At 36.2% G+C, this 15,659-nt stretch carries 14 protein-coding genes; 4 read left to right on the forward strand and 10 right to left on the reverse strand.

The genetic code is table 11. The features are described from left to right. Positions 1 to 26: 26 nt before the first annotated feature. The 3 genes from AC3WV0_RS10670 to AC3WV0_RS10680 form a co-directional block, all read right to left on the reverse strand. Positions 27 to 1,865, reverse strand: a complete 1,839-nt coding sequence (locus AC3WV0_RS10670) for an ABC transporter ATP-binding protein (RefSeq protein ID WP_488846061.1) — start codon at positions 1,863 to 1,865, stop codon at positions 27 to 29. Between the two features lie 161 nt (positions 1,866 to 2,026). Beyond that, positions 2,027 to 2,947 (reverse strand): M28 family peptidase, encoded by a 921-nt coding sequence (locus AC3WV0_RS10675; RefSeq protein ID WP_488846062.1) that lies wholly within the window; start codon positions 2,945 to 2,947, stop codon positions 2,027 to 2,029. A 141-nt stretch (positions 2,948 to 3,088) separates the two neighbouring features. Then, positions 3,089 to 3,478: a DUF4293 family protein gene (locus AC3WV0_RS10680; protein ID WP_488846063.1), complete on the reverse strand. Its 390-nt coding sequence runs from the start codon at positions 3,476 to 3,478 to the stop codon at positions 3,089 to 3,091. A gap of 145 nt (positions 3,479 to 3,623) precedes the next feature. On the opposite strand from AC3WV0_RS10680, the gene rho reads away from it, so the two are divergent. Together rho and AC3WV0_RS10690 are read left to right on the forward strand one after the other, a co-directional pair. Next, positions 3,624 to 5,435 (forward strand): transcription termination factor Rho, encoded by a 1,812-nt coding sequence (rho, locus tag AC3WV0_RS10685; RefSeq protein WP_488846064.1) that lies wholly within the window; start codon positions 3,624 to 3,626, stop codon positions 5,433 to 5,435. Between the two features lie 224 nt (positions 5,436 to 5,659). Beyond that, positions 5,660 to 6,256, forward strand: coding sequence for a superoxide dismutase (locus AC3WV0_RS10690; RefSeq protein WP_488846065.1), 597 nt, complete (start codon positions 5,660 to 5,662; stop codon positions 6,254 to 6,256). A 52-nt stretch (positions 6,257 to 6,308) separates the two neighbouring features. On the opposite strand, the gene AC3WV0_RS10695 is transcribed toward AC3WV0_RS10690, so the two are convergent. Both AC3WV0_RS10695 and AC3WV0_RS10700 read right to left on the reverse strand, forming a co-directional pair. Then, entirely contained in the window at positions 6,309 to 6,731 is a 423-nt protein-coding gene (locus tag AC3WV0_RS10695; protein ID WP_488846066.1) for a DUF6146 family protein, read from the reverse strand. 45 nt (positions 6,732 to 6,776) lie between these two features. After that, the gene (locus AC3WV0_RS10700) at positions 6,777 to 7,967 is read right to left on the reverse strand and encodes an endonuclease/exonuclease/phosphatase family protein (protein WP_488846067.1); all 1,191 of its coding nucleotides are present in this window, start codon (positions 7,965 to 7,967) and stop codon (positions 6,777 to 6,779) included. Between the two features lie 246 nt (positions 7,968 to 8,213). On the opposite strand from AC3WV0_RS10700, the gene AC3WV0_RS10705 reads away from it, so the two are divergent. Continuing rightward, on the forward strand, positions 8,214 to 11,099 hold the full coding sequence (locus tag AC3WV0_RS10705; RefSeq protein ID WP_488846068.1) for a carboxypeptidase regulatory-like domain-containing protein: 2,886 nt from the start codon (positions 8,214 to 8,216) through the stop codon (positions 11,097 to 11,099). Positions 11,100 to 11,124: 25 nt separating this feature from the next. Beyond that, the gene (locus AC3WV0_RS10710) at positions 11,125 to 12,543 is read left to right on the forward strand and encodes a M949_1556 family lipoprotein (protein WP_488846069.1); all 1,419 of its coding nucleotides are present in this window, start codon (positions 11,125 to 11,127) and stop codon (positions 12,541 to 12,543) included. A gap of 111 nt (positions 12,544 to 12,654) precedes the next feature. On the opposite strand, the gene AC3WV0_RS10715 is transcribed toward AC3WV0_RS10710, so the two are convergent. From AC3WV0_RS10715 to AC3WV0_RS10735, 5 genes are all read right to left on the reverse strand, one after another. After that, complete coding sequence (locus tag AC3WV0_RS10715; protein WP_488846070.1) at positions 12,655 to 13,125, reverse strand: DUF6702 family protein; 471 nt, start codon at positions 13,123 to 13,125, stop codon at positions 12,655 to 12,657. Between the two features lie 58 nt (positions 13,126 to 13,183). Beyond that, positions 13,184 to 13,936 (reverse strand): LOG family protein, encoded by a 753-nt coding sequence (locus AC3WV0_RS10720; RefSeq protein ID WP_488846071.1) that lies wholly within the window; start codon positions 13,934 to 13,936, stop codon positions 13,184 to 13,186. A gap of 6 nt (positions 13,937 to 13,942) precedes the next feature. Next, complete coding sequence (locus AC3WV0_RS10725; RefSeq protein ID WP_488846072.1) at positions 13,943 to 14,656, reverse strand: nucleotidyltransferase family protein; 714 nt, start codon at positions 14,654 to 14,656, stop codon at positions 13,943 to 13,945. A gap of 94 nt (positions 14,657 to 14,750) precedes the next feature. Then, positions 14,751 to 15,170, reverse strand: a complete 420-nt coding sequence (locus AC3WV0_RS10730; RefSeq protein ID WP_488846073.1) for a RapZ C-terminal domain-containing protein — start codon at positions 15,168 to 15,170, stop codon at positions 14,751 to 14,753. 80 nt (positions 15,171 to 15,250) lie between these two features. Beyond that, positions 15,251 to 15,655 carry a GxxExxY protein gene (locus AC3WV0_RS10735; RefSeq protein ID WP_312901472.1) on the reverse strand — a complete coding sequence of 135 codons (405 nt, stop codon included), beginning with the start codon at positions 15,653 to 15,655 and terminating at the stop codon, positions 15,251 to 15,253. Positions 15,656 to 15,659: the final 4 nt, after the last annotated feature.

Consider the following 15,659-nt stretch of genomic DNA (forward strand, 5'->3'; position numbering starts at 1 on the left):
TGATGGTTTATTTAATAAATTAAAATTTAATCAAAATTCTGAAGCTCAACAAGCTTATGGTAAACACCTCTTTTGGCAATAAGTTCGTGATGCGTTCCCTGTTCCATGATATTTCCTTTTTCCATCACAACGATCCAGTCGGCCTTTTGAATGGTAGAAAGACGGTGAGCGATAACCAGGGAAGTTCTGTTTTCCATCATTTTTTCAAGGGCATCCTGCACAAATCTTTCAGATTCGGTATCCAATGCAGATGTTGCTTCATCCAAAATCATGATCGGAGGGTTTTTCAAGACCGCTCTTGCAATAGAAACTCTTTGCTTCTGTCCTCCTGACAGTTTTCCACCATCATCTCCGATATTGGAATCATACCCTTCCGGAAGCTGTGAAATAAATGAATCGGCGTTCGCTATTTTTGCGGCTGCAATTACTTCTTCACGCGTTGCATCAGGTTTACCCATCAAAATGTTATTATACACCGTATCGTTGAATAAAACGGATTCCTGGGTAACCATTCCCAATAGTTTGCGGTATTCTTTTAGGTTTAAATTTTTAATATTTTGTCCGTCGATCAGGATTTCACCTTCGGAAACATCATAAAATCTTGCTAAAAGGTTGGCTATGGTTGTTTTTCCACTTCCACTTTGTCCCACAAGGGCCACTGTCTTTCCTTTTGGAATGCTCAGTGAGAAGTTCTTAAGAATCGTATGGTCTTTATCGTAATAAAAGCCGATATTATTAAATTCTATTGAGTTGTCAAGGGTTGAAATACTTACCGGATTCGGAACTTCGTCAATTTTCACATCGGCGTCCAGGATTTCCAGTACTCTTTCCAAAGATGCTTCTCCTTTCTGAACATTTGAAATGGATTGAGATAAACTCTTTACAGGAGGTAAAATCTGGAAGAAAATTCCTAAAAACACAAGGAAATCAGCAGGAGAGATACTCTGGTCTACAATAATTTGTTTTCCTCCGTACCAGGCAATGATTAAGAAGGTCACGGAGCCTAAGAATTCGCTCATCGGGGAAGCCAGTTCTTTTTTTCTTCCCAGGCTTATGGAGCTGTTGATCCATCGTTGCATCGACTGCATAAAGCGGTTGTCCATTATTTTTTCAGCACTGAATATCTTGATCACTTTCGTGGATTTCAGAGTTTCGTCTACAACGGAGAAAATATTTCCCATTTCGTTCTGAGCTTTATGAGAATCTTTTTTAAGGCTTTTCCCGATCAGGGCAATCATCGTTCCCATTACTGGTAACACCAGAAGCGAGAAAAGCGTCATTTCCGTACTTAAGAAAAACAATGTTATCAACGTACTGATCAGCATGAAAGGCGCATTGATAAGTTCCACCAGGCTTCCCAGGATGTTTCCTTCAACTTCGCCTACATCATTAGACATACGCGACATGAGATCTCCTTTTCTGCTTTCTGTAAAAAATGCTACAGGCAGAGAAAGTATTTTTCTGTACATCGCTCCACGAAGGTCTTTGGTAACACCCACACGGTAATTGATCAGCAAAAAAGATCCGAGATATCTGAAAAGGTTCCTTAACAGAAACATAAAAGCTGTTATTACACATAGCCACGCCAAAACGGTAAGGGCACCATATTCTGTTACCAGGCTTTGGACATAATAATTGGCGTATTCTTTTGCATAAGAGAAAAAATCCAGGATTTCTCCTGAATATACCGGTGGCGTGCTGTATTTTTTAGCTTCAATCGTTCCGAAAAGCATTCCCAAAACCGGCAGAATGGTCCCTAAGGAAGCAATCTGAAATACAGAATACATCAGGTTGAAGAATAAACTTCCGTAGATGTATTTTTGATGAGGTCTTGCGAACTTGAGTATTTTAATATATTGATTCATTCAATGAAAAAAATTGGATAGCAAAATTACATAATTTAAATGATAAGACGTTTTTTAATAGCCTTATACTTTATCTAATATGTTTCATTTTCTGAGCTTTTGTTACAAAGTTTAGCTTCCGGAAAATAAAAAACCACCAGTTTCCCGGTGGTCGTATCTGATTAAAACTTAACAGTATCGTTGTATTGCGGATTAAAATTGGAAGGAGATAGCTTCTCAAGTGTTTTTCCGAAATTATTAACGATTTGCGTGAGGTTGTCAAAATCTACAATTTTTACATCATCGCTTTCATTGTGATAATGCGTTGCTTTTGTCATATCAACAGTTGAAAAAGAGTGGGCAATGATTTTCTTTTTTACAAAGCTTACATTATCAGAGCGGTAAAACAGTTGTTGAGCCGCATAGGGATCGGGATTGATTTTTAATCCGTTTGCTGCATTCTTGTTGAACAGCTCATCAAGATCTGAAAACTGATCACCCGTCATAAAAAGAGCATTTTTCCCAAAAGCAGATTCTGTAGCTACCATCTCGAAGTTGAAAAGTGCTGTCATATTATTGTAAATTTTATCCAGACTTTTATCAGTAGAAATAGCTCTTGATCCGAGCATTCCTTTTTCTTCACCGTTGAACGCCATGAATACCATCGAAAATTCAGGTTTTTTATTTTTAAAATAATCTGCAATTCCTACAAGTGTTGTAATTCCGCTTGCGTCATCGTCTGCGCCGTTATAGATGTTGTCTTTCGGATTGTTGCTGGTTCCGATGTGATCAAAATGTCCTGAGAATCCTAAAAATTTATCGGTTTTTCCTTTTTTGATACCACAAACGTTGTATGCTGTTTTTCCTTTGTATTCAAAAGGAACGAGATAAGAATTTCCTGTACAATATTCTAAATTGTTTTCTTTAAAAAGCTTTGCGATGTAATTGGCAGCATTTTCATTTTCTGCGGTTCCGATTTCGCGTCCTTTCATTTCATCTGATGCCAGTGTTGAAAGCACGGTCTGAATTCTTTCTTTTGAAACTTCCTGTGCGAAAGTAAGAATTGAGAACAGCGAAAAGGCAAGGTAGGTAAGTTTTTTCATAGGAATACTATTTATTGATAATCTGTCGTAGTTTAAACAGAAATGTTGCATTCTATTGTATAAATTGATTTTAATCAAAATTTACTAAAATAAAAAACAGCTCCAAAAGAAGCTGTTCTCACTCAAAAAATCGTTGTAAGGTTATCGAAGTCTGTCTACAGATTTTACGAGCCTCTCATCTTTTTTGATGTATATATTTGATATAAACAAACATATAATCGCAATCAACGGAAATATTGGCTCAATACCCTTCTCAGGAAATTGAATTCCTCCGGATAATTTTAGTAACCAGTACGTCAATACACCAACCAACAAAACGTTTATAATGATGCTGATGTTATTCAGCAAAATTTGTCTTTTTCTGTTTTTATAACTGAATACACTCAATAATCCTGTCAAAACTAAGATCACACAAGCAATATCCAGTACAGGGATACCTTCTGAAATGATAACATCCTGTCCTGTAATGAACAGAAATACAGCAGCTAAAACTGCCAGAAATGTCCATATCGTCTGTATTCTTTGTATCATTACAATTAAATTCCCTGCAAAAATAACATAAATTTTGCACAATTCAAAAATAAGTGTAGATTTGCATTATACAAATGTACTTGAAAACAAAAGTCACCGGACTTACTTTTCTTACTCACAATTAATTACATTTTTTACATTAAATATGTTTAACATTGAAACGTTAAGGTCAAAATCCGTAACGGAGCTGACTAAAATCTTAAAGGATTTGGGCGTTAAAGTTGCAAGAAACAGCACTGAAAATGACAAAATCTTTGCAATTCTTGACTTTCAGGCTTCAAATCCAAAAGTGGCGAAAGAATATTTCAACACCACAGAAAGCAGTATAACTGCTGAAGAAAAAGCCGCGGAAAAACCCGCAAAAGCACCTGCCAGAAAAGCTGCTCCCAAGAAAACGACAGCTAAGCCCAAAGCGGAGGCAAAAGCAGAACAACCAAAGGCTGAAGAAAAGATAGAAACAGAAGAAAAACCTTCTGAAGAGCCTCAACAGGAGGAAATAAAAGCCGAGCCGGCTGCCGCAGCAGAAGAAAATCCGACATCTGCGGCAAAGAAAAAAAGGAAAAGGGTCACCGCAACCAATACTGCTACGGTAGAAACTGAACCGGAAAAACCCGAAACCCAAAAAAACACAGAATCTCAAGAACCTGCTCCGGCAGAAGAAAGGCCAAATATCCCTCAAAATCATCAGGCCAGACCTCAGAAAGGACAACACAACAATCCGCATAATAACGGAAACCAAAATAAAAACAATCACCAGAATCAAAACCAGAATCAGAATAAGCAGCAACAGCAGCATTCTGAGAAAAATGATGATTATCAGGAACAGAAAAAAGAATTCAGTTTCGACGGAATGGTTAGCATTGAAGGTGTTCTCGAGATTTTACCGGATAATTACGGTTTTTTACGCTCATCAGATTTCAGTTATATTTCTTCGCCGGATGATGTGTATGTTTCTACGGCTCAGATCAGAAATTTCGGTCTGAAGACTGGGGATACCGTAAAAGGAATCGTAAGATTACCTAAAGAAGGTGAAAAATATTTTTCTTTATTAAGACCAACTGAAGTCAACGGACGTGATCTGGCGTTTATCAAAGACCGTGTAGCCTTTGAATATTTAACTCCGCTTTTCCCACAAGAAAAATTTAATCTGGCAGGAAAAGGTTCCACAATCTCCACAAGAGTAGTCGATTTATTCGCACCGATCGGGAAAGGACAGAGAGCGATGATCGTTGCCCAGCCGAAAACAGGTAAAACCATGTTGCTGAAGGATATTGCGAACTCTATTGCTGCCAATCATCCTGAAGTTTATATGATGGTACTACTGATCGACGAGCGTCCTGAAGAAGTTACCGACATGGAAAGGAGTGTAAATGCGGAAGTTATCGCATCGACCTTTGATGAAGCGGCAGAGAAACACGTAAAGGTGGCCAACCTAGTGCTGGCAAAAGCTCAGAGAATGGTAGAGTGCGGGCATGATGTTGTAATTTTGTTAGATTCTATCACAAGATTAGCAAGAGCTTATAATACGGTAACACCGGCATCAGGAAAAGTACTTTCCGGAGGGGTGGATGCTAATGCTCTTCACAAGCCTAAAAGATTTTTTGGGGCAGCCAGAAAAATTGAAGGAGGCGGTTCTTTAACGATCATTGCAACAGCGCTTATTGATACAGGATCTAAAATGGATGAAGTAATCTTTGAAGAATTCAAAGGAACAGGAAATATGGAACTTCAGCTTGACAGGAAAATTGCCAACAGAAGAATTTATCCAGCCATTGATCTTGTTGCGTCAAGCACGCGTAGAGATGATTTACTTCTTGATGAGGTTACTTCACAGAGAATGTGGATTTTAAGAAAATATCTTTCTGAGATGAATCCTATTGAAGCAATGGAATTTGTTGATAAAAACATCAAAGGAACTTTGAATAATGAAGAATTCCTGATGTCGATGAATAAATAATAATTAATTTATTTTGTTAAATAGAAAGCACGGATCGCTCGGTTCGTGCTTTTGTTTTTATGTATGCTAGGACTTTCAGCTTCATACTTCAAGTTTACTGGGCTAAAATTTAATTCATTCTAAATCAATATATCAATGTTAAAGATTTATTAAAGTAATACCTGTTTTTTGAATATCGGCTTATTTATGGTTAAATTTGGGTTAATAACATTAAAAATAAAATTATGTCATTTGAATTACCAAAACTAGGATATGCGTACGATGCATTAGAGCCTACTATTGATGCAAAAACAATGGAAATCCACCATACAAAACATCATCAGGCATATATCGACAACTTAAACAATGCTATTAAAGGAACTGATCTTGAAGGAAAAAGTATTGAAGAAATATGCCAGACAGGAACTGATAAGCCAGCTGTAAGAAACAACGGAGGAGGGCATTTTAATCATACCTTATTCTGGGAAATCCTTACCCCAGGAGGAAGCAAAGAGCCTGTAGGAAAAGTAAAAGCTGCTATTGAAGCGTACGGCGGTTTCGAAAAATTCAAAACTGATTTTTCTGATGCTGCAAAAACAAGATTCGGTTCAGGATGGGCTTGGTTAGTAAAAAATGGTGACGGTTCTGTTGTCGTAACGTCAACACCGAATCAGGATAATCCTTTAATGCCTGTTGCAGACGTAAAAGGAACCCCGGTTCTAGGACTTGACGTTTGGGAACATGCTTATTACCTGAACTACCAGAACAGAAGACCCGACTATGTAGCTGCATTTTTCGATGTGGTGAACTGGGATAAAGTTGAGGAATTATTCAACAAATAATTTAAAACTATTCATAAAAATGAAAAAGGTTCAGAATTGTTCTGAGCCTTTTTTAATATCGCGTTGTGTCGCTTCCTGATAATCCATTCATTCTCAAACCGTATTTCCAGTTTATATAGGCGAAAACCTGATACAGTTTATATTCAAATTTTAACCCGTATTTTTCTTTGGGATCATAATCGATGGAAGATTCGATAATGTTTCTGTATCTTCCTGATGTATAGTAGGAATTCCATTCGGAAACCAATAAAGTATTTCTGCTCTTTAAATAAGATTCAGAATACTGGTTGATTGGCTTTGCAACAGCATTCAGGAAATAATCGAATTGTGTATCAATTACGGTAAGATCCCATTCACCATCTTCGTTTTTCGAAGGCTTCATCTCTGATTTCTCTTTGTCATTTTTATGATCAGTCTGGGCCGAACAGTTAAATGATAGAAGAGAAAGGATACATATTACAACTAAATTTTTCATAGACATAAAGTTATACAAAAAATACTCAAAATGAGTGCCTTAAATTTATGGCTCTTTCTGAAGAACTACAAATGCCGGAAAGTGGTCACTATATCCTCCTGTAAACTGATCGCCGTTCCAGGATCTGAAGGGATAACCTCTGTAATTTCCTTCTTTGCTTATGAGATAAGCTGGAGCGAAAATTTCTGCTTTGTATACTGAATATTCTTTTGTTACCTGATCGGATATCAGGTTTTTAGAAACAATAATCTGATCAAATAAATTGGGTGCATCCTGATAGGCCAAAGATGCTACGCCCTTTTTGTACAAAGGATACATTAAATTAAGATAAGGCGTTGTTTCGCTTAATTCCTTCGGATTTGGCTGGGCTTTAAGGTAATTTTTTAAGCTTGAACTTACCGGATCGTCGTTAAAATCACCCATTGCGAATAACTTTGTGTCAGGATCTGCTGCTCGTACACTGTCCATTTGCTGTTTCAATAAGGCTGCAGCAGCATTTCTTTTAGGAAGTGAAACCGCTTCACCACCTCTCCTGGACGGCCAGTGATTCATGAAAAATGCTACTTTTTCATTATCAAGGAAACCGGTAACTACCAAAATATCTCTGGTATACTCCCTTTTTCCATTGTCGCCGAAAATTTTAAGTTCTTTTTTTAATGAGTTGGTGGGCGTAAATCTTCTCTTCTGGTAAATAAGCGCAACATCAATTCCCCGGTAATCGTAAGAATTATAATGAATAATACCGTAGTCATATTTCTTTAATGCAGGTTCTTTAATGAGATCTTCGATTACCTGCCTGTTTTCAACTTCAATGAGTCCTACTACTGCCGGAGCCGTTTTTGTGTACTGAGCGCCCATTTCTGAAATGACTTTTGCTTCGTTGGCGAGCTTTGTTTTATAAACTTTCGTATTGTAGTTTTTTGCACTTTTCGGAGTAAAATCATCAGATCCGTTTTGGTATCTTATTGCTTTTTTGCCGATTAATGCTCCGTCACTCCATATGCCATCATATTTTTCTGCTTCTAAAAATTTAATAGAATCTAAAGGAATACTTCTGTGAAATGCAGGATTTTTAATGTCTTTTGTTCCATCAATATAATCTGCTGAACGAATTGTGTCCCAAAGATTTTCAACATTCAAAAATCCTACTGTTGCAACTTTTCTCAGTGTTCCGTGCTGTTGAGAGAATGTCATGACCGAAAAAATGACGGCCAATAAACTCAAAAATTTCTTCATTATTTTAAATTATCATTAATAAACATTTAATCTTAAAATTTAATTATTTATAATATTGATATTTTAATTAATCCTTAAATTAATTGTGTTTAATTTGATTTTAAATTATGTATATAATTTAATTTATTGCAATATTAATAAAAAATATGACTATTTTTATGATAAAGTGTAAAATTTATTTAAATTTGTGGCCCTAAACTTTTAAGCCCGAAAACTAAGAAGAAAAAATATTTAAATAAATTACTCATGATGAAAAAATTATCATTAGTCTCTTTATTTACTCTACTTCCAGCTTCATATTATTTTGCGCAGAGTACTGTATTTGCGTATGTTAAGGATGATAATGGGAAACCTGTCGAAATGGCAGAGGTAGACCTTAAAGAGAATGAAAATGATGTAACAGCAGACAAAATTGGATACTTCCAGTTTGTTGATCTGATGCCAGGGCACTACCAAATTGTAATCACAAAACCAAATTACGAAACAAAAATAATGGAGTTTGATGTGATAGACAGTGAGAAACGGAAGGATCTTGGAGTGATTACCCTCTATTCTACACTTACAGCTGCAGATCAGGGTTTAGCAATTATCGACACGGGCGGAGATGATGATGAAAACAACAATCAGATTTCTACTGTGGGCTTACTCCAGTCTTCGCAGGATGTTTTCAACAGAATTTCTGCGTTTGATTTGGGATTTTACTGGTTCCGGCCAAGAGGAATCGACGGAAGGACTTCTGAAAATATATTGAACGGAGCTTCGATGGTAAAATCAGATAATGGCAATGTTGATTTTTCCAATTGGGGAGGGCTTAATGAAATTGTTAGATATCCGGAAATTTCTGCCAACCATTCTCCCTCTGAATATGCTTTTGGTGGTGCTAATGGGGTCATTTATAAAAATACGAAAGCCAGCGAGTATAGAAAAGGCTTTCAGGTTACGTATTCTGTTACCAACAGGAACTATCGCCAAAGAATAGCTCTGAGATATACTTCGGGGATGAGCAGAAAAGGCTGGGCATTTACGGTTATGGGTGCTAAAAGATGGGCGGAAGAAGGGATTCAGGAAGGAACTTTTTATGATGCGTATGGAACTTATTTAGGTATTGAAAAGAAAATCAATGACAGTCATACCATTACTTTTAATGCTTTTGCATCACCTTACAGAAGATCAACATCAAGTCCAAGTACTCAGGAAGTTTACGATTACAGAGGCGTACACTACAATTCTTATTGGGGATGGCAGGATGGAGAAAAGAGAAGTGAACGGGTAAAAAAAGGTTTTCAGCCTATTTTTCAGTTGCAGGATTTCCTGAAAATCAACAGTAAATCAAATTTGTGGACTACAATCTCTTACCAGTTCGGAAAAGATAAAAGTTCGAGATTAGACTGGCAGAATGCACAAAATCCTTCACCGACTTACTACAAAAAATTGCCTAGTTATTATCTGAACAGTATTATCTATAGTCAGTATCATAATAACACACCTGCTGTTAACTACGAAAAATTATTCGAAGCATATCAGGCGGCGAATGATAATTGGCTCAATAATAATCAGGACTTTACTCAGATCAACTGGAACGCATTATACGCAGCAAATCAGGCAAATGATGTTGTTGATCAGGCAGAAATGTCAACAAGATACGGTCTTACGGGAAGAAGAGCTAAATATTTTTTAGTCAATGATGTAAGTGATGATAAAATTTTAAATGCAGCAATGCATTACACTTATAATTTGAACGATAAGACAAAATTTTTATTAAACGTTTCTTATCAGAATTTCAAATCAGAATATTATAGAGAGGTTAATGATCTTTTGGGGGCCGATTTTGCATTGAATATCGATCCATATGCGGATTCCAATAAAGCAGGATCTTCCGGATTTTATGATATGAATGATACGCAATTGGCGAAACATGTAGGCGATAAGATCAACTACGATTATATCCTTAAAAGACAGGATGTAAAGGTAAATCCCGGAGTAAAATTATCATCCGGACAATTTGATATATTCGTTAGTGGTCTTTTAGGTTATTCTGCATCAAACAGAGAAGGTCTTTTTAAAAATTATCTTTACCAGAACAATTCTTTCGGAAAAAGTCAGGATTATGATTATTGGAATTATGGTATAAAAGGACAGGCTATTTACAGGCTTAATGGGAGAAACTTTTTTGTCTACAATGGAGCTTATTTTTCTCAGGCGCCTTTCTTAGAAGATATCTTTATCAACCCAAGAGTAAACAATTATACTGTCCCAAATATTAAAAGTTCTGTTGTCATCGCAAATGATTTAAGTTATGTGATCTCAACGCCTTTCCTGAAATTAAGAGCTACAGGATATCTTGTAAATACACAAAATGACACCAGTGTTCAGCGGTTCTTTGCAGACGGCTTAGTGATTAATGTTTCCGAAGCAGATACAGGAACAGAGGATAAAACAGCCAGCGCATTTGTTACGCAGACCATGTCTAATGTAAATAAGGGAAGCATGGGAGCAGAATTGGGGGTTGACATAAAAGTATTACCCACTCTTTCATTACAGGGTGTTGCAAGCTGGGGAGAATTTAAATATACAAACAATCCGGATGTATATATTTCTTCAGATGTAATGGCGGCTCCATATGCAAACTTAGGAACTGCCTACATAAAAGATTTCAAAGTTGGAGGAACTGCCCAGAAAGCTTTCTCTGCAGGATTCAGATATAGCTCCCCTAAATATTGGTGGTTTGGAGCTAACTGGAATTATCTTGATGATAATAATCTCGATCCCTCTGCGATTCTCAGAACTGATGAATTCATTCAAAACAATAACAGTAGCACACCTTTTATTAATCTTGATGATCCGAAAATAGAGCGATACATGCAGCAGGTAAAGCTTCCTTCATCATTCTTCGTAAATGCAAACATTGGAAAATCCTGGATTGCAGGCAAATATTATATTATGATCTCCGGTTCAGTGAATAATATCCTGGATAACAGAAAATATATTACCGGTGGTTTTGAACAAATAAGAAGTGCAAATGGTAATGTAGATTTCGAAAATGACTACAATAGCAGATATCCTAATTTCGCTCCAAAATACTGGTATACACAAGGACGATCTTATTTCCTAAATCTTCAGTTTAGATTCTAAAAATTAATCACAGAAACATAAAAAAATGAATATAAAAAATTTCTTAAAAATCAGTTTGGGAATAGCCGTATTAGGAGCTGTCCAGCTTTCCTGCATTCATGACGATAAATGGGATGCACCGGAAATTGTATGTAATAATAAATTTAATGCTCCTACCATGACGATGGCTGAGTTTGTGGCACTATCGCCGGCTTCCGGTGTATACACGGTTCCTGCTCAGGATGCCACACATCCTGAAGTAATTTTTGACGGATATGTTGTTTCTTCTGACGGGAATGGAAACTTTTATAAAACACTCGTTTTTCAGGATAAGCCAGAGAACCCAACCGTAGGATTGGTTGTGGGGATCAATAAATCCCTGAACTATGCTGATTTTCCTGTCGGATCACACATCAGAATCCGGGCAAACGGGATGGTAATCGGGAAATCAAGTGATGTAATCACTTTGGGAGTTAAAGATCCTGATTATGCAATCGGAAGAATTCCTGAATCTATTATCAGCAGATATATTTCAGGTGTTTGTAATGGGGCAGGCCTTGATATTGCAAACATAGTTCCCCAGGAACTGACACTGGCTCAGATCAAAGATCCGAAGTACGTAAATACATTGGCAACTGTTAAAAATGTTCAGTTTGTAAAAAATGAAATAGGTTTACCTTTAATGAATAAAGATGCATCCGGAGCTTTTGTCGATACAAACAGAACTTTGGTTGATGCTGCCGGAAACACGGGTATTTTAAGAACAGATGGTTTCTTCAAACCAACTTCTTACGTTATTCCTGATAAAAGCGGAGATATTACTTTCGTTGTGAGCAAATATGGAACCGGAGCAACTCCTTACCAAAATATAATCAGAGGGATCAGTGATATTAATTTTACCAGATCACGTTTTGCAGAAGGTGTTTTAGGAGGAACTTCTCTTACCTATTCAGGATCATTTACAGAAAATTTTGAAAGTTATCCGGCCAATACTTCTTCTCCGTATTTCAATATATTTCCTAAATATTTAAATTATGCATATACAGGATCCAGATATTGGGAAGTAAGATCTTTTAGCAGCAATAAATACATTCAGCTTTCGGCTAACGGCGGAACAGCAAATACTGCCTATGATACTTTTTTTATGGTTCCTGTAGATTTTACAGTTGCTAATTCTCTTTCATTCAGAGTAAATGTAGGATATTACAACGGAGCAGCCCTTAAAGTTTATACGACAACAAATTATACTCCAGGTTCAGATATCTCTACTGCTGCATTGAATGAGATCACATCAAATTTTACATTTCCTACCGCGCCTGCAAGTGGTTATGGAACTTTCGTTTCGGCGGGTACATTCAGCCTTCCTGCTAACCTTACAGGAAATGGGTTTATTGTATTTAAATATCAGGGGAACAGTTCAGGAATTACTACAACCGTTCAGTTAGATGATATCACGGTTCAATAATCGTTGTTGCAATATTTAATATTTAAAGCTGTCTGAAAAAAGGCAGCTTTTAGTTTACATTAAAAATAAAAAACCACCGCATCAGCAGTGGTTGATATTATTTGTTTAATTTTAAAAAGAAACCTCATTCACCTCTTTTCCCCGTTGGAAATTCATCGTCCTTTGTTTTCCTTTATATGCGATATTAACAAGGTTAATCTGTTTCGGAAAAGCACTTAGAAGGATGGTATTTTTAATTCTTAAGGTACTGATATCTGAAACGCCGCCCGTCTCAAAATATACCCATACTGTTTCTCCGCTTACCTGACTTCCCGTAAAAGTTACCGTTTTCGGAGAGCCATTGACATACACATCAAAATTATTATTTACATATTTTTTTACTTCTGCCTCAAATGCTGCCGTATTAGGGTTTATTTTAATAGCGTCGGAAATATGATTGGTATTCATTTTTGTGGTGAACTTCAATGTTTTGCTTCCCTCGATATAGTCCACTTTTGTCATTGAAGAGAAAAAGTCTACATACATGAAACTCATTAACACACAAAGTGCTAATATTCCTGATATATAAAAATAATTTTTCATCTTAGATAATATAGTTACAATCATGATTGTTTATTAAAGGTGACAAATAATATGCCAATTAAAAGTTCACATTTACAGAATACTTATCATAAAATGCCTTGATATGCGCCACTGCTTCATCAGCGGTATCTACCACACGGTAAAGATCGAGATCTTCTTCATGAATCATTTTTTCTTTAATCAAGGTTGCTTTAAACCAATCCAGCAAGCCACTCCAGAATTCAGTTCCTACTAACACAATAGGAAATCTTCCTATTTTATTGGTCTGAATTAAAGTTAATGCCTCTGTAAATTCATCCAGCGTTCCAAAGCCACCCGGCATCACAACAAACCCCTGAGAATATTTCACAAACATGACCTTCCTTACAAAGAAATAGTCAAAATTCATGGAATATGATTTATTAATGTAAGGATTGAAATGCTGTTCAAAAGGAAGATCAATATTAAGACCTATAGATTTTCCCTTGGTATTGAAGGCTCCCTTATTTCCTGCTTCCATAATTCCGGGGCCACCTCCGGTAATGATTCCAAAGCCGATTTTGGTAATTTTCTCCGCAATTTCCACCGCCATTTTATAATATTTGCTCTGAGGTTTCAGCCTTGCAGATCCGAAAATAGAAACACACGGACCTATCTTAGCCAATTTTTCATAACCATCCACAAATTCCGCCATTACTTTGAAAACCATCCAGCTGTCTTTGGTGATGGTTTCGTCCCAAGTCTTCTGGCGCAGACTATTCTGGAGCTTTGTTTCATTAATATCAAGTTCAGGATTTACCAAACTTTCGTCTCTGGTTCCTTCAATTCCCATTATAAATTATTTAAAATATTTCTCGGCTTCTGTTATGGATTGCGGTTTTCCTACATCAATAAGAATGCTTTCATGCACAAATCCATGAATCTGCTCAGTCTGCATCAGATCAAGGTATTCTTCCATAACTGAAAACTTGCCTGTTCTTTTAATTTTTTCAAAGATAAGAGGATTGATGCAGTGAATTCCGCTAAAAGCCAGCGCTTTGAAGCCTTTATTAAATTCAGCGAGTCTCTGCTCACCGGTCTGCACATTAAGCCAACCCCTTAAAATCATCTCATCGTTGAAAAGCAGTTTTCTCGAACTTTCCCTGTCCGAAACAGCTAATGTAGCAAAATCTTTTATCTTTTTATGGTATTCTACAAAATCAGTGATGTTCATATCTGTAAGAATATCGGCGTTCATGATCAGAAAATCTTCACCATGATCGAGAAATTTTCTAGCAAAAATTAAGCCGCCACCCGTTTCCAGCAGTTCATCCGATTCGTCTGATATTTCTATTTTACATCCAAAATTGTCATTGTGCTTTAAAAAATCAACTATTTGATTTCCAAAATGATGAATGTTGATGACAAAGTCATTGATTCCGAAATTTTTTAAATATTTAATATTTCTTTCCAGTATCGGAATATCATTTACCTTCGCCAGAGCTTTCGGATGATGATCAGTAAATGGTTTCAGCCGGGTTCCTTTTCCCGCCGCAAAAATTAAAGCCTTCATATTTTATGGGTAATGAGTAATTGGTAATAAGTAATCATGATTATGTAAATTATAAGTAATAATAATGTAACGAAGTTAAAATATTACTTATTACCTATTGCTTATTACTTATATTAAGTTGGTGCTGTTCATCGTGATGAAGGCTGATCTCCACTTTATTACCGTATTTCTCTTCGATGAAATGTGCTATTTTTATGGCGGAATATACAGATCGGTGTTGCCCTCCTGTACAACCGAAGTTGATCTGAAGATTCTCAAAGCCCCTTTCCAGATAATTGTCGATGTTAATAGAAATAAGGTTTTTGATAAGTTCTAAAAATTTAGGCATATCGGTTTTTGTTTCCAGATATTCCTGAACACCGATGTCATTTCCGGTCTGGATCTTATATTCTTCAATTCTTCCGGGATTAAGAATCCCACGGCAGTCGAATGTAAAGCCGCCGCCGTTGCCTGTTGTGTCTTTAGGAATTCCTCCTTTTTTGTATGAAAAACTGTGTATGTCGATGTGTAGCATTTTTTTTAAATTTATTTTTTTATTTAAACCATTAAGGTCTATTAAGAAGTTAAGTTTAATTAAGATTTGATAAATCAAATTCAGTTTGGCAGTTCTTTAAAATACTCATTAATAAAAGGTTTTAAAGATTTTGTAATATTATCAGTAAAGAAGTTAATCAATAATCCTTGCGGTTTTTTCAATACCTTCATGTATGTCAATAATTGAGCTTCATGAATAGGAAGAACTTCTTCAATGGCTTTTAATTCTACAATAACAATATCGTTTACAAGCAAATCAACAACTAATTTAGTTTCTATATCAATGCCTTCATAATTGATTGTAGTATAAAGTTGTTGCTTTACATTATATCCATTTTTTATAAGTTCAATTTTCAGACATTCTTCATAGATGCTTTCAAGTAAGCCCGGCCCAAGAGTTTTATGAACTTTTATAGCAAAACCTGTTATCTCATAAGATAGTTGTGTAACTTCTTTTTTCGTCATAAAG

The organism is Chryseobacterium sp. 27AL (assembly GCF_057815395.1).

Excerpts from the sequence above, each read along its gene's own strand:
- AC3WV0_RS10720 (WP_488846071.1), bottom strand. The coding sequence starts at position 13,936 with ATGGGAATTGAAGGAACCAGAGACGAAAGTTTGGTAAATCCTGAACTT.
- AC3WV0_RS10735 (WP_312901472.1), bottom strand. The coding sequence starts at position 15,655 with ATGACGAAAAAAGAAGTTACACAACTATCTTATGAGATAACAGGTTTT.
- AC3WV0_RS10670 (WP_488846061.1), bottom strand. The coding sequence starts at position 1,865 with ATGAATCAATATATTAAAATACTCAAGTTCGCAAGACCTCATCAAAAA.
- AC3WV0_RS10680 (WP_488846063.1), bottom strand. The coding sequence starts at position 3,478 with ATGATACAAAGAATACAGACGATATGGACATTTCTGGCAGTTTTAGCT.
- AC3WV0_RS10715 (WP_488846070.1), bottom strand. The coding sequence starts at position 13,125 with ATGAAAAATTATTTTTATATATCAGGAATATTAGCACTTTGTGTGTTA.
- AC3WV0_RS10675 (WP_488846062.1), bottom strand. The coding sequence starts at position 2,947 with ATGAAAAAACTTACCTACCTTGCCTTTTCGCTGTTCTCAATTCTTACT.
- AC3WV0_RS10695 (WP_488846066.1), bottom strand. The coding sequence starts at position 6,731 with ATGAAAAATTTAGTTGTAATATGTATCCTTTCTCTTCTATCATTTAAC.
- AC3WV0_RS10690 (WP_488846065.1), top strand. The coding sequence starts at position 5,660 with ATGTCATTTGAATTACCAAAACTAGGATATGCGTACGATGCATTAGAG.
- AC3WV0_RS10730 (WP_488846073.1), bottom strand. The coding sequence starts at position 15,170 with ATGCTACACATCGACATACACAGTTTTTCATACAAAAAAGGAGGAATT.
- AC3WV0_RS10725 (WP_488846072.1), bottom strand. The coding sequence starts at position 14,656 with ATGAAGGCTTTAATTTTTGCGGCGGGAAAAGGAACCCGGCTGAAACCA.
- AC3WV0_RS10700 (WP_488846067.1), bottom strand. The coding sequence starts at position 7,967 with ATGAAGAAATTTTTGAGTTTATTGGCCGTCATTTTTTCGGTCATGACA.
- AC3WV0_RS10710 (WP_488846069.1), top strand. The coding sequence starts at position 11,125 with ATGAATATAAAAAATTTCTTAAAAATCAGTTTGGGAATAGCCGTATTA.
- AC3WV0_RS10705 (WP_488846068.1), top strand. The coding sequence starts at position 8,214 with ATGATGAAAAAATTATCATTAGTCTCTTTATTTACTCTACTTCCAGCT.
- rho (WP_488846064.1), top strand. The coding sequence starts at position 3,624 with ATGTTTAACATTGAAACGTTAAGGTCAAAATCCGTAACGGAGCTGACT.